The 22,808-nt window shown below is 45.1% G+C and carries 21 protein-coding genes; 13 read left to right on the top strand and 8 right to left on the bottom strand.

Annotated features, from left to right (window positions below):
- Positions 1–459: 459 nt before the first annotated feature.
- The 3 genes from AYK67_RS00420 to AYK67_RS00405 all read right to left on the bottom strand — a co-directional run bounded on the left by AYK67_RS00420 (position 460) and on the right by AYK67_RS00405 (position 3,413).
- A complete protein-coding gene (locus AYK67_RS00420) occupies positions 460–720 on the bottom strand; it encodes an exodeoxyribonuclease VII small subunit (RefSeq protein WP_068080739.1) in 261 nt (86 codons plus the stop codon).
- Positions 721–772: 52 nt separating this feature from the next.
- Positions 773–1,702, bottom strand: a complete 930-nt coding sequence (locus AYK67_RS00415; RefSeq protein WP_068080736.1) for a histone deacetylase family protein — start codon at positions 1,700–1,702, stop codon at positions 773–775.
- Positions 1,703–2,426: 724 nt separating this feature from the next.
- Positions 2,427–3,413 (bottom strand): L-threonylcarbamoyladenylate synthase, encoded by a 987-nt coding sequence (locus AYK67_RS00405; protein ID WP_068081260.1) that lies wholly within the window; start codon positions 3,411–3,413, stop codon positions 2,427–2,429.
- Positions 3,414–3,557: 144 nt separating this feature from the next.
- On the opposite strand from AYK67_RS00405, the gene AYK67_RS00400 reads away from it, so the two are divergent.
- The 3 genes from AYK67_RS00400 to AYK67_RS00390 all read left to right on the top strand — a co-directional run bounded on the left by AYK67_RS00400 (position 3,558) and on the right by AYK67_RS00390 (position 7,065).
- Positions 3,558–5,336, top strand: coding sequence for an acyl-CoA dehydrogenase family protein (locus AYK67_RS00400; protein WP_068081258.1), 1,779 nt, complete (start codon positions 3,558–3,560; stop codon positions 5,334–5,336).
- Positions 5,337–5,385: 49 nt separating this feature from the next.
- On the top strand, positions 5,386–6,120 hold the full coding sequence (locus AYK67_RS00395) for an enoyl-CoA hydratase-related protein (RefSeq protein ID WP_068080726.1): 735 nt from the start codon (positions 5,386–5,388) through the stop codon (positions 6,118–6,120).
- 66 nt (positions 6,121–6,186) lie between these two features.
- Positions 6,187–7,065 carry an SDR family oxidoreductase gene (locus AYK67_RS00390; RefSeq protein WP_068080721.1) on the top strand — a complete coding sequence of 293 codons (879 nt, stop codon included), beginning with the start codon at positions 6,187–6,189 and terminating at the stop codon, positions 7,063–7,065.
- Positions 7,066–7,113: 48 nt separating this feature from the next.
- Here AYK67_RS00390 and AYK67_RS00385 read toward each other — a convergent pair whose 3' ends face one another.
- Together AYK67_RS00385 and AYK67_RS00380 are read right to left on the bottom strand one after the other, a co-directional pair.
- The gene (locus tag AYK67_RS00385; protein ID WP_068080718.1) at positions 7,114–8,097 is read right to left on the bottom strand and encodes a DnaJ C-terminal domain-containing protein; all 984 of its coding nucleotides are present in this window, start codon (positions 8,095–8,097) and stop codon (positions 7,114–7,116) included.
- A gap of 305 nt (positions 8,098–8,402) precedes the next feature.
- The gene (locus AYK67_RS00380; RefSeq protein WP_068080715.1) at positions 8,403–8,906 is read right to left on the bottom strand and encodes an RT0821/Lpp0805 family surface protein; all 504 of its coding nucleotides are present in this window, start codon (positions 8,904–8,906) and stop codon (positions 8,403–8,405) included.
- A 72-nt stretch (positions 8,907–8,978) separates the two neighbouring features.
- Between AYK67_RS00380 and pdxH the strand changes: the two genes are divergently transcribed.
- Positions 8,979–9,617 carry a pyridoxamine 5'-phosphate oxidase gene (gene pdxH / locus AYK67_RS00375; RefSeq protein WP_274533518.1) on the top strand — a complete coding sequence of 213 codons (639 nt, stop codon included), beginning with the start codon at positions 8,979–8,981 and terminating at the stop codon, positions 9,615–9,617.
- Positions 9,618–9,737: 120 nt separating this feature from the next.
- Here the strand turns inward: pdxH and AYK67_RS17240 are convergent, their stop codons facing one another.
- The gene (locus AYK67_RS17240; RefSeq protein ID WP_173645086.1) at positions 9,738–9,908 is read right to left on the bottom strand and encodes a hypothetical protein; all 171 of its coding nucleotides are present in this window, start codon (positions 9,906–9,908) and stop codon (positions 9,738–9,740) included.
- Between the two features lie 476 nt (positions 9,909–10,384).
- Between AYK67_RS17240 and AYK67_RS00370 the strand changes: the two genes are divergently transcribed.
- Positions 10,385–11,092 (top strand): HAD family hydrolase, encoded by a 708-nt coding sequence (locus tag AYK67_RS00370; protein WP_068081255.1) that lies wholly within the window; start codon positions 10,385–10,387, stop codon positions 11,090–11,092.
- A gap of 209 nt (positions 11,093–11,301) precedes the next feature.
- Entirely contained in the window at positions 11,302–12,192 is an 891-nt protein-coding gene (locus AYK67_RS00365) for a DUF1499 domain-containing protein (RefSeq protein WP_082735543.1), read from the top strand.
- Positions 12,193–12,638: 446 nt separating this feature from the next.
- Here AYK67_RS00365 and AYK67_RS00360 read toward each other — a convergent pair whose 3' ends face one another.
- Entirely contained in the window at positions 12,639–13,814 is a 1,176-nt protein-coding gene (locus AYK67_RS00360; RefSeq protein WP_068081252.1) for a MalY/PatB family protein, read from the bottom strand.
- A 120-nt stretch (positions 13,815–13,934) separates the two neighbouring features.
- Positions 13,935–14,855 carry an MBL fold metallo-hydrolase gene (locus AYK67_RS00355; RefSeq protein WP_082735541.1) on the bottom strand — a complete coding sequence of 307 codons (921 nt, stop codon included), beginning with the start codon at positions 14,853–14,855 and terminating at the stop codon, positions 13,935–13,937.
- 362 nt (positions 14,856–15,217) lie between these two features.
- On the opposite strand from AYK67_RS00355, the gene AYK67_RS00350 reads away from it, so the two are divergent.
- From AYK67_RS00350 to AYK67_RS00320, 7 genes are all read left to right on the top strand, one after another.
- Positions 15,218–16,135 carry a metal ABC transporter solute-binding protein, Zn/Mn family gene (locus AYK67_RS00350; RefSeq protein ID WP_244266852.1) on the top strand — a complete coding sequence of 306 codons (918 nt, stop codon included), beginning with the start codon at positions 15,218–15,220 and terminating at the stop codon, positions 16,133–16,135.
- A 43-nt stretch (positions 16,136–16,178) separates the two neighbouring features.
- A complete protein-coding gene (locus AYK67_RS00345; RefSeq protein WP_082735538.1) occupies positions 16,179–17,000 on the top strand; it encodes a metal ABC transporter ATP-binding protein in 822 nt (273 codons plus the stop codon).
- 16 nt (positions 17,001–17,016) lie between these two features.
- Positions 17,017–18,219: a metal ABC transporter permease gene (locus AYK67_RS00340; protein ID WP_068080707.1), complete on the top strand. Its 1,203-nt coding sequence runs from the start codon at positions 17,017–17,019 to the stop codon at positions 18,217–18,219.
- Positions 18,220–18,267: 48 nt separating this feature from the next.
- Positions 18,268–19,212: a metal ABC transporter permease gene (locus AYK67_RS00335; protein ID WP_068080704.1), complete on the top strand. Its 945-nt coding sequence runs from the start codon at positions 18,268–18,270 to the stop codon at positions 19,210–19,212.
- Between the two features lie 176 nt (positions 19,213–19,388).
- Positions 19,389–19,883: an SRPBCC domain-containing protein gene (locus tag AYK67_RS00330; protein ID WP_068080701.1), complete on the top strand. Its 495-nt coding sequence runs from the start codon at positions 19,389–19,391 to the stop codon at positions 19,881–19,883.
- Positions 19,884–20,461: 578 nt separating this feature from the next.
- Positions 20,462–21,586: an ATP-binding protein gene (locus tag AYK67_RS00325; protein ID WP_208976172.1), complete on the top strand. Its 1,125-nt coding sequence runs from the start codon at positions 20,462–20,464 to the stop codon at positions 21,584–21,586.
- Positions 21,587–21,764: 178 nt separating this feature from the next.
- The gene (locus AYK67_RS00320) at positions 21,765–22,784 is read left to right on the top strand and encodes a PstS family phosphate ABC transporter substrate-binding protein (protein ID WP_068080694.1); all 1,020 of its coding nucleotides are present in this window, start codon (positions 21,765–21,767) and stop codon (positions 22,782–22,784) included.
- Positions 22,785–22,808 lie beyond the last annotated feature (24 nt).

Here is a 22,808-nt window from a genome sequence, read left to right as displayed (position 1 = left end):
ATTGTTAAATGGTTAAGTATCCTATTCAACGACACTAAAATATTTTTATTAGGATGATCTGTTAGGTAGGAGCTCTATTTTCGTAATAATGTGAGCATATTAAGCGCCATTAATAGCGTGAGCTGTATGTGATAGCTTCAAAATACTAGAGCTATTAAAAACAGCTATTGGCAACGATTTAAATTTCCTCATCATTTAAGGGCAGATAGAACGCTCACATACATTTAAGAATATTATTTAACAAGTAGCAGAGTTTGAATTATTTCGCTGAAAAAATATTGCCAAAATAAAACAATGAGGCGTAAGCTTAGTTTACTATCTTTTTTCAGATAAGAAATAATAATCAATAAGCTGTCTTTTGCTTATATAGAAATTTTCTAATCAAAGAGGAACATATTTCCAAAAGAAAGACTTGAAGCCGAGTGCAACAAGTCTTGCATCTTCTACAAGATATCACTTTTAAATGTCGGGCAACTCTGTAACGCCAGTAGCACTACCAGATTGGTTAAGCTGTATTTTTTCAACTTTTGCTTCTGCAGCCTTCAATAGTGCATCGCAATGCTGGCGAAGTAAGTCGCCACGACTATAAAGCTCAATACTTTTCTCAAGCGGTACATTCCCTTGCTCAAGATTACGAACAATTGCTTCCAGTTCAGCCATTGCAGCTTCAAACGAAAGCGACTTGATTTCGGTTTTTGAAGTTTGCTGTGTTTCTTGCATAATGGCTCCTAGGCTAGGTAGGGGCCGAACCAGTTTTGTCCGGTCCCAATATTCAATGGTCCATCAATGTCATTACATGGGCAGCGCATGAACGCGCAAGACCTTCTAAATCATATCCACCTTCAAGGAGAGAGACCAGTTTCAAATTACTGTGTTTGTCAGCAACTTCCATCAACTGCCGTGTAACCCAGGCAAAATCAATCTCGGACAATCGAAGGCTGCCCATTGGGTCACGTTGATGAGCATCGAAACCAGCAGAAATGATTACCAGATCCGGCGCGAAATTGTTTATCCTAGGTAGCAGTTTTTGTAAAAAAGCTTCTTTAAAGGTATCGCCGCCATCACCTGCCACGAGAGGTGCATTGACTATTGTTCCAAACTCACCCTCTTCATTCTTTTCACCAGTACCCGGGTATAGTTGTCCTTGATGGATTGAGGCATACATTACAGTCTTGTCAGCCCAGAAAATTTCTTGGGTTCCGTTACCATGATGGACGTCGATATCAACGATGACCACACGTTCAGCTCCGTAATGGTCCTGTGCAAAGCGTGCAGCGATTGCAGCATTATTAAAAACGCAAAAACCCATAGATCGTTGAGACTCAGCATGGTGTCCAGGTGGGCGCGATAAACTGAACGCATTCGTCACTTTGCCTTCCATCACCTCTTCAACAGCCTTGCATGCGCCGCCGACAGCCCGCATGGCTGCTTCCCAGCTGCCAGGAGAAAGCGTCGTATCCTGATCAAGTTGGATAATGCCGTCCCGTGGCATTTTCCGGTGTATGCCATTGATGTAATCAGCTCGGTGTGCCCTTGCCACATCTTGAAATCGTCCAATTGGCGCTGTATCGCGCTCCAGTATTAGAAAGCGCTCATTTTCTAAAATCCTGTCAATAGCCCGCAGGCGATCAGGACGTTCAGGATGGCCGATGGGAGTTAAATGGCTCAGGTAAGATGAATGATGCAACAATAGTGTACTCAAAGGAACAGGCCTCTTGTGAGAAAGTTGAGTTAGCTTTTCTCAAACGAACACCACTGTCAATCATCCACTGTGATTAGAGAGATTCTTAAAAGCTGATAATTTCCAGCCCGCTTTGTTGTGTGCATCATGAAAGTTGACGAAAAGACAGGCCGGGGATAACTCAAAACAGCCCCGGTCCTAGTTGCGAGCGTAATTGCCCGTGGGGAGGTTTCGTTGTTATGCAAAATAAATTTCACATAACCACTCATGAAACAAGTTAATTTTCATTTTTATTATTATACATTGCAAGTGATTATATTGTGTTTTATTGAAATTAAGACATAACAATATGTATTTTTGAAAAACTGTGTTATTTATGCAAGCGTTATTCTTATTTTTATTGCGATCTTTATTATTAGGTAAAACTATCAGTTGCGTAAAATTTTGAACACCAATTGAAATATTTATCATGGAATGGAATTATGTCATCAAATCAACTATCCACTAAAACCAATTGGCTACTTGTTTTTGTCCTGTGGGGACTGGGGTTGGGTGCAGCTCGGTAATTTGGGTACAACACTTGGTAGCCCTGTATTTGCGGCCATTATAACGGCTTATAATATCAAGGCAGCATTTGCGCTTACCATGTTATTGGCATTGGCGGCTGTCATCCCAATCAGTTTTTTCAATCTGCAGAAAAGTGGTTTGTTTCCCTTCAAACCATAGCACAAAACCATAATGGCTTTTACCTCGGTGCAGCAGCTCGCTTTAAGCGATCGTTAATAGCCTCTCCAAGCCCTTCCATCGGAATGGGCATGGCGGCAATACCGTTTGTTCCAAGTTTGTCTGCCGCGCGTAACGCTGAAAATAAATTTGCTGCGGCCTCTTCTAAGCAGCGAGAAGGGCTAAGGTTTATGACACCGGTGGCAACATGAGCGCTCTCGGGCAAATCTTGGCCAAAAGCAAGCAGGGCTTCACCGGGGAGAACCTCAAGCGCATTTAAGCGTAGCGTAGCGTTTGGTGCATAATGCGAGCTGAGCATTCCGGGGGCAGAGGGAGCGCTATTATTATGTCCTGCTGTTGCCAATGTGCAATCTAGAACCGCTTCAATGGCCTCGCGGGAAATACCGCCTGGTCGAAGTAGGGTAGGGGTGCTGCCAACCAATGAAACAATTGTAGACTCAATGCCAACCTTGGTCGGGCCGCCATCAATCAAATATGCAAGACTATCAGAAAGGTCCGCAGCAACATCATCAGCGGTAGTGCCACTAATTTTCCCTGATAGGTTAGCGCTTGGAGCGGCCAATGGCACTCCACACGATTTAGCAAGTGCTTGCATAATAGGTGCGTTAGGCACGCGCAAAGCAATTGAATCAAGACCGGCTGTAACCAACGCGCTAACGGGTGAGTTTGGGAGCTTGGGGACAACGAGAGTTAAAGGACCGGGCCAAAACGCTTCGGCTAGTTTATTTGCAGCCAAATTAAATACCCCGTGCTGCCTGGCAGCTCCTAAATCCTCAACATGTGAGATTAATGGGTTAAACTGTGGCCGTCCTTTAGCACTATAAATTCGTGCACATGCCTGTCCATTGGTTGCATCAGCTGCCAGCCCGTAAACCGTTTCTGTCGGGAGCGCGACCAAATCCCCTTGCTTTAATAACTGGCAGACTTCTGCGAATTCCACACTTGTTGTAAAGGTTTTATCATTGCAAGGCAGTGTCCAGCGTTTCATTTGGTCCAATTCCATAGTCCGACGAATGGCGAGGCTTCCAAGGGTTGACGTAAACGTCATACACCCTAATCTCTAGGAGATATTTATGCGCGTTTTGCGGTGCAAATCGCGTTTCGTCAAGCCGCGATTGGCAAGGAAGACAAAATGTACCGTGCTCCACTTTCAGAAATTGCATTTATATTACAAAACACCGTTGATTTCTCTGCTCTCCAGTCGAATTGGCCAAATGAGGACCTCTCAAGCGATTTGGTTGAGGCCATACTAGAAGAGGCTGCAAAATTTGCGCAGGATGTAATTGCCCCTTTGAATAAAGTTGGCGATCAAAACCCCTCAAGCTTACAAGGTGACAGTGTCATCACGCCCCCAGGCTGGGCGCAAGCCTATAAACAGTGGTGTGCGTCTGGCTGGGGCTCTCTGGCAGGTCAGCCTGATTATGGAGGACAGGGCTTACCGAATTTACTTGCAACAGCTTTGATGGAAATGTGGAACTCCGCTTCCATGGCGTTTGCACTTGCGCCAACTCTTACCATTGGTGCAATTGAGGCATTACAAGAGCATGGTAGTGCATACTTAAAACAAACATACTTGCAAAAGCTTGTTGAAGGTCAATGGACCGGAACCATGAATTTGACAGAGCCTCAAGCTGGCTCTGATCTTGCTGCTTTGCGCTGTAAGGCTGAGCCAAAAGGTGATGGCACCTATTCAATTAAAGGGCAAAAGATTTTTATCACCTACGGCGATCACGATATGAGTGAAAATATCGTTCATCTGGTACTTGCTCGTTTGCCAGATGCCCCGCCGGGTACCCGCGGTATATCCTTGTTTTTGGTTCCAAAGTTTCTGGTCAATGATGACGGCAGTCTAGCGAGTAAAAATGACATCAAAGTAGCAGGGCTTGAGCACAAAATGGGCATTCATGCCTCCCCGACTGCAACTATGGTTTATGGTGAAAATGAAGGTGCGATAGGCTGGCTCATCGGCGAAGAAAATAAAGGTCTTGCGTGCATGTTCACCATGATGAACAACGCGCGTTTGGCTGTTGGCATTCAAGGGGTCGGTATCGCAGAGCGGGCATGGCAAGCAGCAAAACAATTTGCGCTAGAACGTAAGCAGGGAAAGTCTGCTAGTTGGCAAGGGCAGGGAATGAGCCCGATTGCATATCACCCGGATATTCGCCGCTCACTTGTTTTAATGCGCTCTAAAATCCAGGGAGCGCGGGCAATATGCTACGCCTGCGCACATGCATTGGATATGTCAAAATCGGTTAAGGATGACAAACAACAGCGCTTTTGGAGTGAAAGAGCAAATCTATTAACGCCTATTGCCAAAGCCTATGCAACAGATATGGGAGTAGAAGTGGCATCTGAGGCGCTTCAGATCCATGGGGGAATGGGATATATTGAAGAAACTGGCGTTGCGCAACATTTGCGTGATGCCCGTATTGCGCCCATTTACGAAGGTACCAACGCAATCCAGTCTATCGATTTGGTAATGCGCAAGCTACCGCTTTCCGACGGAGCAGCACTACAAAGCCTGCTTGATGAAATTGAGCAAACATGTGATCAGCTCATAAAACACAACATACCAGCCTTCGGTTTGGCGGCAGTTCGCTTAAAGCAAGCTCTTGGGCATTTAGAAGCCAGTGCCGACTGGATTAAAACTGCAAAACAAGAGGGCCAGAATGAGCGGGTTCTTGCTGGTGCCACACCGTTTTTAAGGCTGTTAGCCATTACGTTATCAGCTCACCTTTTAGCTCAGACCGCCTTAAAGTCAGTAGCGCTCAATGTGCCGCAAAAAGACCAGCGGGCCAATCATCTTAGAATTTTTTCTGAGAGCGTATTACCTGAAGTAGGAGCGCTTGCAACGACGGTTCAAACAGCTTCAGGGGCTATCTTGATGCTAGATCCATCGGATCTGGTCTAGTGCTGACATCTCTTGAGTATGTAAAGCTATAAAATGCGTTGGAGGGGAAATGATATTAACTTCTGTATTGGATCGGGTTCAGCTTATTCGTATCAATCGAGAGCAAAAGAAAAATGCTCTAACGGTGGATATGTATGCAGCCCTTGCAACAGCTTTAGAAGCAAGTGAAGGCATAAGATGCCATGTTATTTTGGGGCTTCCCGGCATATTCACCGCTGGCAATGATATAATGGACTTTCTGCAATTAAGCTCGGATATCGCTAAGATGGAGGGAGTGCGCCGTTTTTTAAAGGTGCTACCAAATTGCAAACTTCCTGTAATTGCAGCAGTAGATGGTCCGGCCGTGGGCGTTGGCACAACAATGTTACTACATTGCGATATGGTCCTTGCTTCTAATGGAGCAAGTTTCAAAACACCATTTGTTGACTTAGGTTTGGTTCCAGAAGCGGGTTCGAGTCAGTTAGGGCCGCAGCAGTTGGGGTATAAACGGGCGTTTGAGCTGTTGTGTTTGGGCGAGCAATGGGGCGCAGAACAGGCACTACAATATGGACTGATAAATAAAATCGTTCAAAGTGATAAACTTGAGGAAACAGCACTGGACTGTGCTGCAACCATTGCAAGTAAACCCCGAGAAGCACTTGAAATTTCTCGAAATCTACTACGTCAGAACTCAGGTGATATTGAACATCGTATTGAGGAGGAAGGGCGTTTGTTTGCACAGCGACTTGGTTCACAAGAAGCGCAGGCAGCATTCATGAAGTTTATGGAGCGCAATACGAGCTAACCATCCATGGGTAACGATCATTGGGCGTAGTCAACTGTCAAATAAGTATTTCCTTGGGAGGGTAATATGCAATCAGCCAAAACATTAAAAGGGAAAACGCTTTTCATTACCGGGGCTTCAAGGGGTATTGGCCTAGCTATTGCAAAACGTGCTGCACAAGATGGTGCTAATATCATTATAGCAGCAAAAACAGCGCAGCCGCATCCTAAGCTCGAAGGGACAATTTATACCGCAGCTGCAGAACTGGAGGCGCTAGGCGGCAAGGCAATGCCTGTAGTTGTTGACGTTCGCGATGAGGAAAGTGTTGCCAAAGCACTTAAGTCTGGTGCCGACACTTATGGCGGCATAGATATCGTGATTAACAATGCAAGTGCGATCAATTTGTCCCCATTACAAGCACTGGAAATGAAGCGCTTTGATTTAATGTATCAAGTTAATACACGGGGTACATTGCTGTGCTCCAAGCTGGCGCTACCCTATCTTGCAAATGCACAGAACCCTCACATTTTAATGCTTTCTCCCCCTTTGGATATGCAAGAGAAGTGGTTTAAAAACCATACGCCCTACTCGATAGCAAAATATGGTATGAGCTTGGCTGTATTGGGTTTAGCTGGTGAATTGCGCTCTAAAGGTATCGCGGTAAATGCATTGTGGCCGCGAACAACTATTGCAACCGCTGCAGTAAAAAACCTACTGGGCGGGGAGGAGATGATTAAGGCAAGCCGTACACCGCAAATATTGGCAGATGCAGCCCATATCATCCTGACGTCACCAGCCAATGAGACAAGCGGTAACTTCTTTATTGATGACAGTTTACTGGCTGAAAATGGTACGAGTAATTTCGATCACTATCGGGTCGATCCAAAATCCGCGTTAATGCCGGACTTTTTTGTGCCAGATGATAGCCTGCCACCAGCGCCACTAACGGCTCAAGAAGAGTGCTAAACAAAAGGGAGGCCAAGCCTCCCAATTTACCAACGCGATGAAGTTTAATTAACCAAACTCAGATCCCCTAACTTTGTAGGGTCTAAGCTCGCGCCAAATACGCATGAGTTTTTCCAGTTCTCCATCGGCTTTCTCAGGCAACGCAATACGCAAAGTCACAAGCAAGTCACCTTGACCGCCAGACTTTTTAGGCAAGCCCTTGCCTTTTAAGCGCATAGTTTTGCCACCCGATGTGTTTTCCGGGACTGTAATTTTTACAGCGCCCTCTAATGTTGGAATACGAATTTTTGTACCTAGCACAGCCTCATAGAGTGTAATCGGCAGCTCGGTTCGTAGATCATGCCCATCAGGTTTGAATAGCGTGTGCGCCGCGTAACGAACTTCAACCAATGCATCGCCAGTTTGGCCATTCGCCGAAAAACCCTGCCCCTTCAGGCGGATTTTTTCTCCTTCAACAGTACCACGAGGTATTTTAACATCGACAGTCTTTCCGCTAGGGAGTTTAACGCGCACTTTGCCTGTGTTAACCAAGTCCTCAAGTGTTACCCGGGCAATCAAACTGGCGTCTTTAGCAGCACTTTGTTTTTCATTTGCATTGCTGCGTGCTTGTGCTCGGCGCGTTTGTGCACCAGAAGCTCCAGCACTGGCAGACCGGCGTCGCCCTGAAAATCCCCCTAAGATGTCGTTGAGAATGTCGTCAAACCCACCGCCACCCATTGGGCCGCTATCCTGTGAGAAGTTAAAGCCTCCACGCGCTCCCCCGCGTGTCTGATTGAAGCCGCCTGGGAAATCTTGCCCGTAGAATTGTTGTTTGCCGGTGGCATCAATCTCGCCCCGATCAAATTGTCCCCGTTTCTCTTTATCGCCTAAAATTTCATAGGCTGAATTCGCTTCTGCAAAGCGCTCCTTAGCATTCGGGTCGTCAGCGTTTTGGTCTGGATGATATTTTTTAGCCAGCTTACGAAAAGCCTTCTTAATATCTGCTTCTGTTGCGTTTTTACTTACACCCAGTACGCTATAGGGATCTCTCATTGTCATCCATCAAATAAACAGCGCTTAACTTGTAATAAGCCATCAGCGCAGCAAAACAGAACATCATCTCCGATAGGTACTCTTTAATCCCATCGGTTTTTCGAAGGTGTATTAGTACACCACAATCTTTACCTAGCATAAGCCAGTTACGTCTAGTTACAAAGTCAATTTGTGTGAAGCTGGCCTATTGTCAGCAATCCTAAGCTTTTTAGTCAATGACTTGTGAAAAACGTGACGCTAGGTAGGTAGCAATTATGAGTTGTGCAAATGTTTAGGTGTATAAACACTGATTGAAAGAATTACACCTAGTTTTTATAGGCTTCATCATGCGTTGGCTCATAAGGAGCCAGCTCGACAATCCGCATTTGATTATTCGTATTAGGACAAGTCCGGCCAGAGTAAGCTTTAACACCAATATATGTATTTGCGCTGGTTACAAACTCTGTGCACCCTTTCGTGCCTTCATCCTTTAGCTTCATCAAACTGGTAATAATGCCGCTATTCCCGCTTTCAGTACTAGACCAAGCCAAGGGCTCGAAAGCCGTGTTTGCAGCTGGGATCGGACTTTTATTCAGCGCTTTTTGTATTGTTGAGGTAATAGCCTGTTTATCGCTACCATCAATCTCACTTGTATTGGCTGTTTCATTCTCGGGCAAAGAGCCTGTCAGGTTTAAGGGCTTACGACTGTCGTCCCCCATATCAAAAGAAACCTGTGAGCACCCAGCAAATATAATGGCCAGCAGTACAGCAGTGGTACAGTGCTGGATTAGGCGTAGCTTTCTGCTATATGAGTCTCCAGTGAGATTCATAGGATAGCCTATCCTTTCTTATAAACGCGAATGAAGCAGCGCAATTATTCCATGAGTAAAAGGGGAGTGCCCGTGACCCAACAAACCAACAATCCCGAAAATAAGTTTACAAATGATTACTTCGAAAAAGTCAATGCCCCCTATGAATTATTTCAGGAGTGGATGGTTGATGCACAGAAAAAAGAGGTAAATGATCCAAATGCTATGGCACTTTCCACAGTAGATGATCAAGGTATGCCTAATATTCGTATGGTGTTATTAAAGGGGTGTGGGCCAGAAGGATTTACTTTTTATACGAATTTAGAAAGCAATAAAGGAAAAGAAATAGAAAATAATCCTAAAGTTGCTTTAAATTTTCATTGGAAATCTTTAAGGCGTCAAGTCAGGGTACGTGGGATTGCGCATAAAGTTACGCAGCAAGAGGCCGATACCTATTTTGCCTCTAGGCCACGTAAAAGCCGTATTGGAGCCTGGGCCTCAAAACAATCAAGACCTCTTGAAAGCCGGTTTGCACTAGAGAAGGAAGTTGCTAAATACTCTGCAAAGTATGCTATTGGGGATATTCCAAGGCCGGAATACTGGACAGGATTTTGTGTTGAGCCAATAGAAGTTGAATTTTGGAACGACCGTGCCTTTAGGCTGCACGATAGATTTGTAATGACTAAAGATGTTACTTCAGGAGTATGGCAGACAAAACGCCTTTACCCTTGATTTCATCTTGTCCTGATTTACGCTAGTAAAGTCTCCAGTTTGGAGACTTTACTATTCATATAATTAACAGGGTAAGCGAGGCGCTGTTAATCTCATATTTTCTCAAATGAGATTTTTATATTAGTCAGTTGGCAACGGATACATAGGATCAATGACTGGCTTCTTTGTGTCTTTAGTCTTTGCGCAAAAGCGATTGGCTGCTGCGATTGCTTGTATACCAAGCGGCCCGTAAAGCTTATCCAAGTCTGGTTTGGTTTGCTTTTTTTGTTTGTCGATGTATTCGTATGCCATGGTCGTCCCTCCTTGTGGGACTGTTAGTGCTCTGGGGCACCTTAGAGAAACTTCTACCCAATACTTCATTGAGATAGGTCTTGTGCATTCCGCTACAAGAGATTCCCAAAAAATCTGGTATATTTATGTCTTGCGCCGTTTTTGGGTAAAATAAAAGGCCAAAACCTGCGACATAAGGGCCTTATTGGCATATTTCCATTGCAGGTCTCAGTATTTCTGCGAGTTTGAGTTGTTCTCTTACAATATATTACAATTATTAACCACATTGGAACATAAGTTAAACCTATTCAGTATGACTGTTTGTTTGATTAATAGTGGTTTTGAGAATAGAAGTATTTACGCTAGGTAAATTAAAATGCTGTTTCGATAACTCAGGGAGATATGACATAAGAATGTCATCATCTGAAGCCTAAAACAGGCTGGAAGTAAACGCCCCATTATTAAAAGATCAGCAACTTATGCTAAAAGGGAAAAAAGTGAAAATTCGTGCAGTTCTTTTTGATCGTGACGGTACGCTAACCCATTTCGACAAAACTTGGGGGCCGGTTGTATCTAAAATCCTGGAGGATATTTCAGGTGAACAGGATGAGCTATTGCGCCGTTTCGCTCATCTTTCAGGCTTTGATTACGATAATAAGAAGTTTCTTGATGGCAGCATTATCTTAACACACAGCACAAAAGACTATTGTGCCTTATGGGCCGATGAGTTGGGTATCACCGATAAAGAAGAGTTCCTTGCCCGCATAGAAGCCCTCATTGCAGACTATGCTGTTGAGTATGTTAGCCCTTTTCCTGATACTGAAGACATCATCAAGCTCTGCCGGAAAAATGGTATCCCTGTTGGCATGGCGACGAATGGAACAGAACTGTCAGCCCATAAACAAATGCAACATTTAGGGCTGCGTGACGATTTTGACTTTCTTGCAGGCTACGACAGTGGTTTCGGCGGCAAACCGGCACCAGGTCAACTTCTGGCATTTGCAGAGCAACTGAAAATCCCTGTCAATGAAATAGCGATGGTAGGCGATAGTTTACACGACATGCATGCTGCCAAAGAGGCTGGAATGATCCGGGTTGCATTGACGACAGGTGCCTTAAGTGCCGAAGAGCTGAAGGGTGAATGTGACTACCTATTCAACTCGCTAACTGAGTTCTCAAAATTATTGGAGCGCGTAGACGCTTAACGCTGTAGATCAATGCCCAAAACGTGGAACTGAGTGGTTTCTACGAACTAGTTAAGAAGGTTATCGATTATGGGCACCCCCTATATTCTTGGGTTGCCCATAAAGCCATGGCACTTACCCTAGCTTTCAAAACGTAGGCACAGAAGCGGTTACTACGCCGCACAATTGGTGCTCACTGAAACTAGGAGACAACCTTGCGGAAATTGGTGATGAATTATCAGAGGTCACGCCTGGCTCTGGTTAGTCGCCGCCTAGGTGTCATTTCTGTCTTTATAATAGTATTAGCGATACTGGGGCGACACTGGGAGTACATAACGCCAAAAATCCTGTTGGATTTAGTAATTGGCGCCTCAATAATTGCGATAATTGCAGGCCTGGTTGCCTTCGCTGCGGGTATTAGGCTCTGGTATGCGGGGGGGCGTGGTTTTACCAACGCGTTTATGGGCTTCGCTTATGCTCTGTTAACGCTTTGCTTGCCTGTCGGAACACTTATTTACATGCGTCAATACCCGAATATAAATGATGTTTCTACAGACTTGGCAACTCCCCCTTCTGTGGTAACCCCAATGGGGGCGTACCATGCGCTCACCCTTGAGCATGCGGTTCTTCAACGAACACATTATCCCGATATTGTGCCAAGACGTTTTCGTATTTCGCCCTATCAATTACATGCAGCTGCCCTTGAAGTAGGCGACGAGCTCGGTTGGGCTTTACAAGCAGAGTTGCCAGTTGATCTTTCTGTCACCCCGAGCTCAATGGGTTTTGAGGTTATCACGCCTGTTTTTTCTTTTCATGATTATGTTACCATTCGCATTCAACCAGATAAAATGGGTTCACTTATCGATATCCGCTCGAAAAGTGGTTTTGGTTCTCACGACCTTGGTGCGAATGCGGCGCGTATTCGTGATTTTTGGGAAGAACTGGACACTGTTCTTATCAAGTCCTATGGCATCAAGGGCGAAGAAGATCTGTCTAAAAGTTATCTGCAAGAAACGGGAGATAGTTTCATGCTAGAGCCCACTAAAAATGGCAAAGGGGCTGTAAATTCCCAGCCGAAAGAAGAAGTTCCGCTACCAAGCTTAAAACCTTCGCAACAATGAAATGCCGTGTATAAAACAAAACCGCTGCGAACCGAGGGGACGGCAGCAGCGGCAATTATTCTGGGCAAATGCAGCATAGAGCCTTGTTGACCGGCTCTTGGGCACAGTGGACTTAACATCCTCTTATTATGTTTTTTAAGCTATAGAGTTCACAAAAAATGACTGTGATAAACATCACAAATAAGGGCAGCTCTATACATTTTACGTAAATAAAATTCATTAATCCACGATATAGAATGTAATCTTATGTAATCTTATGTAATATCTGTAATATCCCACTAGTTTTTTGGGGACCTAGAAAATTTTAATGCTCAAATTTTGGTATTTGTACTTACCATTGATGATGGATTCGGTACCTCTCTTTAGGTGAGTTTTTTTATTAAATGGTAAAAAGACTATCGCCAAGAGCTGGAGACAAGTATCTCTCGTGCCTCCAGCGTGACGTTTTAAAGGTCTTGAAACTCAACTTCTAAACGTTTGATAGCTTCATGGATTAAGCTTGTAGGGCAAGCAATATTGAACCGTAAATAATTTTCACCACCCTTACCAAATGCTGAACCATAGTTACATGCAATCTTGGCTTTTCTTTCAACTCTCTCGATAATTTCTTTCATTGGTAAGTCTACGCCGCTGAAGTCGACCCAGGAAAGGTAGGTGCTCTGTAAACGCATAACTTTCGCCCCTGGTATAACTCGCTCAATGCCTTCGCACAGTAGTTCTTGATTGGCCTTTAAGTAGGGAAGCAGTTTATCGAGCCAAACCTCGCCGTGATCATAGGCAGCGGCTGTTGCGAGAGGACCTAGCCTGGTGGGGCCAACGCCTGCAGCATCCAGTTGTTTTTTATAGGCCTTGCGTAAATCCGGATTGCTGATTATTGCCGCGCCGGTCATAAAACCTGCCAGATTGAATGTTTTCGAGGCCGCAGCAAAGCTAATGGTTTTATCAGCGATTTCAGGGCTTAGTTTTGCAGTGACGTAATGCTTATTGCCATCAAACACAAGGTCATGATGAATTTCATCGGCCACTATAAGGATATCCCGCTCAAGGCAGAATTCACAAATCTTCCTTAATTCTTGTTCACTCCAAACACGCCCCCCGGGGTTATGTGGGCTGCATAGCAACATGATCCGAGTGTTTTCATCAACTAATGAAACAAGGCTGTCGAAGTCAATCTGGTATTGACCATCACGAACAACCAGCTCGCTTTCAATTAACCGGCGCTCATTGGCTTTAACCGCGCGCCCGAATGCATGGTAAACAGGGGAGAAAACCAGAACACCATCGCCCGGCTTCGAAAAAGCTTGAATAGCAAATGAATAACCAGCGACAATACCGGGAACCCACTGTATCCAACTGGGGTCAACAACAAAGTCATGACGCCGCAGCATCCAATTGCAAATGGCTTCAACATACTGATTATTGTCACCGTAATAGCCATTAATGCCATGTTCAGCAGCGCTCTTAAGCATATCATTTACGGCTTCAGGTGGGCGAAAGTCCATATCCGCCACCCACATAGGCAACGCTTCATCACAGCTAAGGCTGTAACGGGATTCAAGCTCATCCCATTTGAGTGAATGGCTGTTCCGGCGGTCGATAACCCGATCAAAATCAATAGTCATTATGTCTCCCAGAGCATGCATGTTTTTCAAAGGAATATACATAGCGCTGGTCTTCATCAATAGCATAGCTATTGTTTATACATGCAGGAAAACCCAAGCAACTAGGCATGCTCTCTCAACTTAACTGGGTCTTTCGCAAGCACGAAAGTGACTATCAAAACTTATGGGGCCTTCATAAGTGATAAGTTTTTGATCATATAAATGCTGAAGGTGGGCAAGCACATTTAGACTTGCTGCAGCAATGAGTTTTGTTTCTAGGCCGCTGTAAACCTTGTCGGTTATATGGCTTACAGTAAAGCAGCCATTTTGAACTGCTGACAAAATAGCATTTTCCCGCGTACGTCTATGAGCTGCGAGTGCTTTTAGGTAGGATAAAGGTCTATGAATCTCTCCGCCATGGGCAGGGAAGTAGCGCAGCTCGCCTTGTTCGCCCAATTTATTTAGGGAAGCCATATAAGAGGCCATATCGCCATCAGGTGGCGCAACAACAGTAGTTGACCAGCCCATAACATGATCGCCGCTCAAAATAACTCCATAGTCTAGGAGGGAGAAACATAGGTGATTCATAGTATGCCCTGGTGTGGCGATCACCTTTAAACGCGAACCTGCTAACGTGAGGTGTTCGCCATCCTCTAAAACCCTGTCAGGTGCGTAATTGGCATCATTGCTGCCATCCATAATAGTCGTGCTCAATTCTTCAAACGCAGGAGCGCGGCTATATTGCGCACACCCCCAAATGGGGGCATTGGTGAGCTCTTTGAGCTTTACAGCTAATGGGGAGTGGTCAACATGACAATGCGTTATCAAAATAGCATCAAGTGGGCGACCATCAATGGCATCCAAAAGGGCGGTAAGATGTTGTTCATTTACTGGGCCCGGGTCAACTAAAATCAGACGATCCTTACCAACCAAATAACTATTGGTGCCATGAAAAGTTAAAGGACTAGGATTGTTGCAGGTAATACGCAACAAGCCATCGCGAACAGAAACTGCCTGTCCATAACGTGGTTCGAAGTTTTGGTCGAAAAGAAGTTTAGTCATTTTACCCTCCCACACATGGAAGTGTTTTACCGTCAACATCCCTAAACAAACAATAGGTATAAAGAAGCGCTTATGCCTCTTTGGTCATCCATACTGAAATACTATTAAGAGCAATGGGTTATATTTCAAAGCGCGAATGAGTCTCTTTTTTGTTGCAATTAAGAATGACTTGCAATAGGGTGTGGATGTAATTTTTTACTGACAAGTTAACGAGAAAATGTAAGATTAGAATTATTCCAAAAGAGAGATTCTAGGATATGTTAAAGGCAATTGGGGAATTAATAATACACACGGCTCGAAGAACGATCGGTTCTTTTATGCTCCTTTGCGCACTCATAGTAAGTTCATTTGCAACAGGTGCTATGGCCAGCAAACCAATAAACGTGGTGGCGACAGTTGGCATGGTTGCCGATGCGGTTAAAGCCGTTGGCGGCGAGCAAGTCTCTGTTACGGCAATCATAGGCACAGGCGTAGATCCCCACTCATACAGGCAAACGCGTTCCGATGTGGTAAAGCTTGGCAAGGCAGAAGCAATCTTTGCCAATGGCCTGTTTCTAGAAGCGCAACTGGAAGGCTTGCTGTTAAAGTTAAAGGCGAAAAAGCCGGTTTACTTTATAGGTGAACAAGTGCCCGTCGCAAAACGTATTTCCTCACCTACCTATAAAAATCGCTTTGATCCGCATATTTGGATGTCACCTTCTATCTGGAAAAATGCAGTGCATGGCGTCACCAAAGCGCTGATTGATTTACGCCCAGAACAAGCAGCTTACTTTAATGCGAACGAGCAGGCTTATCTTCAAACTATTGATCAGCTTGTCGCTTATGGCCGCGAAGTTATGACAACTGTTCCTGCAAAGAAGCGCGTTCTCGTTACCGCACACGATGCGTTCAGTTATATGGGCCGCGATTTCAATATTAAAGTTGTTGGCATTCAAGGCATATCGACCAATAGCGAAGCAGGTTTGCAGCGTATAGAACAGCTCGTGAAGTTGCTGGTTGAAAATAAAGTCACCGCTGTTTTTGTTGAATCTTCCGTGTCAGAGCGCAATATCCGCGCACTTATTGAAGGTGCGGCAGCACAGGGGCACAAAGTCACCATTGGTGGTGAGTTGTTTTCTGATGCAATGGGGGCGCCAAACACCTATGAAGGCACATATATAGGAATGATCGATCATAATATGACCTTCATAGCGCGCGCATTAGGTGGCAAAGCTCCGGCAAAAGGAATGCTTGGAAAATTGTCACAAGATGTCAATCACTCGAGTTCACAGTTGCAGTAATATAGCCAAGCCAACAGCTAAGAAAAGTGGAAGGGAATTGGGCATGCGTATGGGCGGACAAAAAGCAAGACTGGTAGCTCAGCAAGGCGAGCCGGTAAGTGCTTATAACCCGGATGATAATCCCTTCCATGTTAGTGGCTTAACTGTGGCATATCACAATAAGCCGGTTTTGTGGAATGTCTCTTACACAGCCCCGAAAGGGCAGCTGACCGCGATTATTGGCCCCAATGGCGCTGGTAAATCTACATTTTTGAAAGCAGCTTTAGGGCTAATTCCAAGGCTATCCGGGGAAACACAGGTGTTTGGCCAGCCTGTCAAAACGGCTCTTAACAAAATTGCATATGTACCACAACGTTCAGCTGTTGATTGGGATTTTCCGGCAACGGCACTCGATGTTGTTTTAATGGGGCTTTACGGCAAAGTTGGTTGGTTCCGCTGGCCAGGTAAAAGCCACCGCCAAAAAGCAAAAAAAGCTTTGCAGGCAGTTGGTATGGAAGCCTTTGCAAACCGGCAGATTGGCCAATTGTCTGGTGGTCAGCAACAACGTGTTTTTCTAGCCCGCTCTTTGGCTCAGGATGCCGAGGTCTATCTCATGGATGAGCCTTTTTCCGGTGTCGATGCTGCAACTGAAAAAGCCATTGTGGAAGTTCTGCGCCAACTGGTGGAAGCGGATAAAACTGTACTGGTTGTGCACCATGACTTGGAAACCGTAAACGATTATTACAGCAATATCCTAATGCTAAATGGACAGTATATTGCCAGTGGCCCGGTAGAAACCGCCTTCACCGCGCAAAACCTTCAAAAAGCATATGGGGGCCGGTTGGCTTCAACGCAGCTTGAAGGCTTGAAAGCAAAATCCTGTTGAAGGAGAAGGCAGGAATATGCAAGAATTTTTGAGTGCAATTCTGTTATCGTCTGGTTACAACACCGCATTGGTCTGTATAGGTGCTGCAATTCTGGGTGCAGCCAGCGGAGCGATCGGCGTCTTTATCTTATTGCGCAAGCGCTCCCTCGTATCAGATGCCGTTTCACATGCGACCCTGCCAGGAGTTGTGCTCGCTTTCATACTGGGCGAGATATTATGGGGCTACGGTCGCTCGTTACCATTTATTCTTGCAGGTGCTGCATTCAGTTCCATGCTCGGTGTTATGGCTGTTGATGCGATCAAAACCCACACACGCCTGACAGAAGATACAGCTATCGGAACAGTGCTATCTACCTTCTTTGCTTTGGGCATGGTTTTACTAACAATTGTACAGTCCATGAGTATTGCAGGTCAGGCAGGCCTTGAGGGCTTTTTGTTAGGGGCAACATCAGGAATGTTGTTTTCTGAGGCGGTGACAATAGCTGTGGCGTCGATGATTGTTGGCATTGCCATTGTATTGCGCATGAAAGAATTTACTCTCTTATGTTTTGACGAGAACTTTGCAGCATCCAGTGGTTACAACGTTAAATGGCTCGATCGCAGCCTGCTGATACTGTTGGTATCTGTGGTCGTGATCGGTTTGAAAACTGTGGGGCTGGTGCTAATCGTTGCGCTTGCTATTATTCCACCTGTAGCAGCTCGCTTTTGGACGGAGCGTGTCCCCGTCTTGGTTGGTATCTCCGCAACAATTGGTGCTTTGGGAAGTTACATTGGCGCGGCAATATCGTCTACAGCGCCGAGCTTACCGACAGGGGGCATTATAGTCCTCATTTTGTTTTTTCTATTCCTTGTTTCTCTCTTGTTATCACCTGTCCGTGGGGTTTTGGCTGCCTACATTCGTCATCGCCGCTTCCAAAAAATAGTTCATACAAGGCAAGGGTTGCTGACCATAGCCAACGGTCAGCCGATATTAGAGCCGTTAACACGCAAACTTATGATAAAAAACAGTTACATGTGCGGTGATGGACGTGTGACTGACTACGGCTTTTCGGTGGCCCAGAAAATGGCAAGAGATCAAGAGCTCTGGAACCGCTTTAAAGAGCTCGATCCTGAAGCCGCGCACTCGTTACAAGACTGGTCACTGCGGCCGATCGAAGAAGTGCTCCCTTATGATGTGGTTAGCGAGCTGGAAACAGGCCTGAAGCCACACACTGTTTAATCGGCCAGTTAAGTTATCATCCGCCAGATCACGCCACTTGAGGTAAAAATGGAAATCTTTCTGCAATATGATTTACCATCAATTCTGTTGGGCACGTTTGCTGCGCTCGCATGTGGTTTGTTGGGTAATTTCTTGGTCTTGAGGCGACAAGCTTTGATGGGGGATACCATATCGCATGTGGTCCTGCCCGGCATTGTGGTTGGATTTCTTGTCTCGCATAATACCAGTTCACTACCGATGATGTTAGGTGCAGGTGCTGCCGCAGTTGTTTCTGTCATGTTGATCGAACTTATTCGCCGTTTGGGAAACATTGAATCAGGCGCGGCAATGGGCGTTGTTTTCACAACAATGTTTGCATTGGGAGTTGTGCTGCTAGAGCAAACTGGGGCAGCAGGCGTGCACCTTGATGTTGAGCATGCCTTATACGGAAACTTGGAAAGCGCACTCTGGTTAGAGGCGACATCGCTAAATGATCTATTGGATTGGCATAAGCTCATGCTGCTTCCAGATGAGGTAAAACAGCTTTTCGTCGTAACGCTCCTGATACTAATTGTAATAGTAGTTTTCTATAAGGAATTTAAGCTCACAAGTTTTGATCCACTCTTGGCAACAACCCTTGGCTTTTCACCAAAAATAATGTCTCTTCTTCTCATAGTCATGGTAGCTGTTGCTGCCGTTGCCGCCTTTACAGCTGTTGGCTCAATTCTTGTCATTGCCATGTTTATATGCCCTGCTGCAACGGCACGTATGTTGACCGATAAGCTCTCAACACAACTCTTTATTTCAGGGGTGGTTTCGCTCCTTAGTGGAGTTGGCGGTTACATCCTTGCAGCATTTGGTCCATTATGGTTGGGCTATGATTTTTCAGTTTCTGCGGCTGGAATGATCGCAGTAACTGCAGGTGCCCTGCAAGTATTGGCCATGTTGTTTGCGCCAAGGTACGGCATTCTCACCCGCCGATGGCAACAAAAGCATTCTGCACTGGCCAATTAAGGCGAGGGCATGAGATAAGCTCAGATTGTTGGGTGGATAGATTGTATGAGGTGTCTTGGCACCGAGTTTCAACGCTTACAATCGAAGATTGCCCGAGTAAACTCATTGGTTGTATCCGACCTCAATACTGAATAATATGATGTATCGATTATGAATTATTATTGAGCTTTGAGCATATGACAACATTAGAGACAAAAAGCCAAAAAACAACAGATTTTTGTATTAGTGACATAGTAATAAACGGCACAATACAAGAGGTTTTTGCCTTTTTCACGAAGAGAATTGACGCTTGGTGGCCGCAATCCTACCGGTTTTCCGAGGATGGCATAATTGGCATAGAACTTGAAACTGGCGGTGTATGCTATGAGGATATCGAGGATGGCCGCCGTCTCAAATGGGGCCATGTCATTGATGTTCAGCCAGCGCACTCATTAACGATAGCCTGGCAAATCTCACCTATGCGATTACTCATTGAAAACATGGATGATGCTTCTACTGTTTGTGTCGAATTCGAAGAGCATACCAATAAAACACATATTCAGATTAAGCATAGGGATTTTCAAAAACATGCAGAAGGCTGGCAAGAATACCTTGAGGCTATGAAATCCCCTGCCGGATGGCCTTACTGCCTTGAGCACTTGCAAAAAGCTTTTGAAGCGCAAGAATCATGAGAACCGTAATCAGTTGACCCGTCATTTGGGGCGGGTTTTCTTTTGCAAAGCTCATGAAACGGTTTATTCAGATCTATATTCTCCGAAAGTTCTAGGATAAATAATGGGCGCTTTTTGTAAGGTAGCTAACCAATTCTCTTTTCGTTAACGAGATAACTAATTTCTCTTAACTTATTGTTATAACTTAACAATTATTCACCTTATCTGTCGTTGATTGCCAATCAGACCGATAAAAAAAAGGGATAAAAAACAAAAATTGTCAACTCGTCGCTTATTTGTCATGCAACTGTTGATAAAACACGGCTACCTTTTATTTCAACGAGAGTCACCGCTAAGGGCAAGCAATAGGCAATCCTCAAGTTATGTCGCTAGAAGATAACGTAGATAAATCCAAATCACATGAATCCTTCGCCAGTATGTTAAACAGGCGAACAGTCTATAGAAAATCTATAGATGTCAGATTGGTGTTGGGTGTTGCTGCATTCATTTTCCTAGTGTTATCTTTTGCCTATAACATCCCGACTTGGGCAGCTTTCTCATCATTTGCAGTTCTTTTTATACTAATAATAGGTGGGGGGATGAAAACCCGCACCACGTTACGCCCCCCCTCAGGCGTTAGCCGAAAAGAAGCGGATGAAATCGTAGATAAGGGAATGAAGTCTGCAGTAAACGCGCTGCCACATCCTTGCTTTGTGGTGGACTACCGAGGCACGACACAATATGTCAATCACGCTGCACGTAAACTATTTGGCAACGTAACAGCCGGTGATCCTCTTTCATTTCGCATTCGTGCGCCCTCATTGCTTGAGGCGTTGGATCGTGTGAGCAATGCAGGTCCAGCTGAGATTATTGATTGGTCTGAAAAGGTGCCAACCGAGCAATGGTTTGAAGCACACATTGCACCGCTCTGGTCTGTTAGCCATGGCAATATGGCAGTCCCAAGAGGGCGGCCGGGGCTAATTTTGGTAACCATTCGCGATTTAACAGATACAAAACGACTGGAGCGAATGCGTGCAGATTTTGTCGCCAACGCCAGTCATGAGCTGCGAACGCCGCTTGCTTCCCTAACAGGGTTTATAGAAACCATAATGGGACCAGCACGTGATGACGCCACTGCACGCGAAAAATTCCTGCAAATCATGTTAGATCAGGCGGAGCGTATGCGCCGGCTGATTGATGACTTATTATCTCTCTCGCGAATAGAAATGCGCGCCCATGTTCAGCCAAGTCACATAGCTGACCTGCCAACTATAATTAGACATAGCGTAGACGCCTTAATGCCCGTTGCCGAAGAGCTGGGCGTTACTATTAACATTGAACTCCCTGAAAGGCCCCAAGAGATATTAGGGGAACGGGATGAACTGGTTCAGGTTTTTAATAATTTGATAGAAAATGCTTTAAAATATGGCTCAAGTGGCAAGCGCATAGATATTCATATGGATAATCAGGATATGTCGGGTGCTAACGAAGCCTTTAAAGTGACGGTCAAAGATTATGGTCCAGGCATTGATCCAGAACACCTGCCAAGGTTGACAGAGCGCTTTTACCGGGTGGATGTGGCAACCAGTCGGCAAATGAAAGGCACAGGTTTAGGCTTGGCCATAGTAAAGCATATCCTTACGCGCCATAAAGCCAAGCTGGAAATAGACTCACAGCCGGGCGAGGGTGCTGCTTTTACTGTAACAATTCCCCGTCATAAATAATTTTATTCGTTTGAACATCCTTATAAAAATCCAATAAAATCAGTGTCTTAAACTGTCACAAAACTGTAATTGAATCGTCATATAAAAATGATGTGAACCGGTTAGGTTTCAGCAACTCGCAGGGAACAGACTGTGGGTTTAGTATTGTTTGTGACCTAGACTCCCGAGGAGACTTCAGGTGAAAATTAAGGCACTCGCAAGCGTTGCTGCGCTCGCTCTCGTTGGCACTATTGCAGCTGGTTCTGCACAGGCTCGTGACCAAATCCAGATTGTTGGTTCTTCTACCGTGTTCCCATTTGCTACAGCAGTTGCTGAGCAATTTGGCCAGAAGACAAGCTTCAAAACACCAGTTGTGGAATCCACAGGTTCTGGTGGCGGTATCAAGCTTTTCTGTGAAGGCGTTGGTGAAAAGACACCAGACATCACAAATGCTTCTCGCCGTATGAAAGAGAAAGAACTGGTTAAGTGTAACGAAAACGGTGTTACACCAGTTGAAGTAACTGTTGGTTTCGATGGTATCGTTTTGGCCAATTCGAAAAAAGCAGAAAAGTTGAACCTGACACTTGATCAAGTGTTCTTGGCTTTGGCTAAAGAAGTTCCAGTTGACGGCAAGCTTGTAGCTAACCCCTACAAAAAATGGTCAGATATTGACCCATCCTTGCCAGCTTCTAAAATCGAAGTACTCGGTCCTCCTCCAACATCCGGCACACGCGATGCATTTGCTGAATTGGCAATGCAAGGCGGTTGTAAGAAGTTGGCAGGTGCTGCAGAGCTTGGTCTGAAGAAGAAAGCTTGTCACGAAATCCGTGAAGATGGCGCTTACATCGAAGCTGGTGAAAACGACAACCTTATCGTTCAAAAGCTTGAAGCAAACCCAGCTGCTGTTGGTATCTTTGGTTTCTCATTCCTTGACCAAAATGCCGACAAGATCCAGGGTGCACAAATTGCTGGTGTAGCACCAGAATTTGAAGCTATTGCGAATGGTTCTTACCCTGTTTCTCGCTCTCTCTACTTCTACATCAAGAAAGAGCACGTGGGTGTTATCCCTGGTATTGTTGAATACCTTGCAGAGTTCACCAACGAAGATACATGGGGTGATGAAGGATACTTGGCTGATAAAGGCCTGATCCCACTTCCTTCCGCAAAGCGTACAGAAGTTGCTAAGTCTTCAGCTGCTTTGACACCACTTAAATTCTAATTTTCAGAATTTACCACGAAGTAG

Source organism: Polycladidibacter stylochi (assembly GCF_001562055.1).
GTDB lineage: Bacteria > Pseudomonadota > Alphaproteobacteria > Rhizobiales > Stappiaceae > Pseudovibrio > Pseudovibrio stylochi.
Note: the sequence above shows the minus strand (reverse complement) of the source record. Positions and strands in the feature narration are given on the sequence as shown.

Coding starts and splice junctions, on each gene's coding strand:
- AYK67_RS00420 (WP_068080739.1), bottom strand. CDS start 720: ATGCAAGAAACACAGCAAACTTCAAAAACCGAAATCAAGTCGCTTTCG.
- AYK67_RS00405 (WP_068081260.1), bottom strand. CDS start 3,413: ATGAAACGCTGGACACTGCCTTGCAATGATAAAACCTTTACAACAAGT.
- AYK67_RS00400 (WP_068081258.1), top strand. CDS start 3,558: ATGTACCGTGCTCCACTTTCAGAAATTGCATTTATATTACAAAACACC.
- AYK67_RS00395 (WP_068080726.1), top strand. CDS start 5,386: ATGATATTAACTTCTGTATTGGATCGGGTTCAGCTTATTCGTATCAAT.
- AYK67_RS00390 (WP_068080721.1), top strand. CDS start 6,187: ATGCAATCAGCCAAAACATTAAAAGGGAAAACGCTTTTCATTACCGGG.
- AYK67_RS00385 (WP_068080718.1), bottom strand. CDS start 8,097: ATGAGAGATCCCTATAGCGTACTGGGTGTAAGTAAAAACGCAACAGAA.
- AYK67_RS00380 (WP_068080715.1), bottom strand. CDS start 8,906: ATGAATCTCACTGGAGACTCATATAGCAGAAAGCTACGCCTAATCCAG.
- AYK67_RS17240 (WP_173645086.1), bottom strand. CDS start 9,908: ATGGCATACGAATACATCGACAAACAAAAAAAGCAAACCAAACCAGAC.
- AYK67_RS00365 (WP_082735543.1), top strand. CDS start 11,302: ATGAATTATCAGAGGTCACGCCTGGCTCTGGTTAGTCGCCGCCTAGGT.
- AYK67_RS00360 (WP_068081252.1), bottom strand. CDS start 13,814: ATGACTATTGATTTTGATCGGGTTATCGACCGCCGGAACAGCCATTCA.
- AYK67_RS00355 (WP_082735541.1), bottom strand. CDS start 14,855: ATGACTAAACTTCTTTTCGACCAAAACTTCGAACCACGTTATGGACAG.
- AYK67_RS00350 (WP_244266852.1), top strand. CDS start 15,218: ATGGCCAGCAAACCAATAAACGTGGTGGCGACAGTTGGCATGGTTGCC.
- AYK67_RS00345 (WP_082735538.1), top strand. CDS start 16,179: ATGCGTATGGGCGGACAAAAAGCAAGACTGGTAGCTCAGCAAGGCGAG.
- AYK67_RS00340 (WP_068080707.1), top strand. CDS start 17,017: ATGCAAGAATTTTTGAGTGCAATTCTGTTATCGTCTGGTTACAACACC.
- AYK67_RS00335 (WP_068080704.1), top strand. CDS start 18,268: ATGGAAATCTTTCTGCAATATGATTTACCATCAATTCTGTTGGGCACG.
- AYK67_RS00330 (WP_068080701.1), top strand. CDS start 19,389: ATGACAACATTAGAGACAAAAAGCCAAAAAACAACAGATTTTTGTATT.
- AYK67_RS00325 (WP_208976172.1), top strand. CDS start 20,462: ATGAAAACCCGCACCACGTTACGCCCCCCCTCAGGCGTTAGCCGAAAA.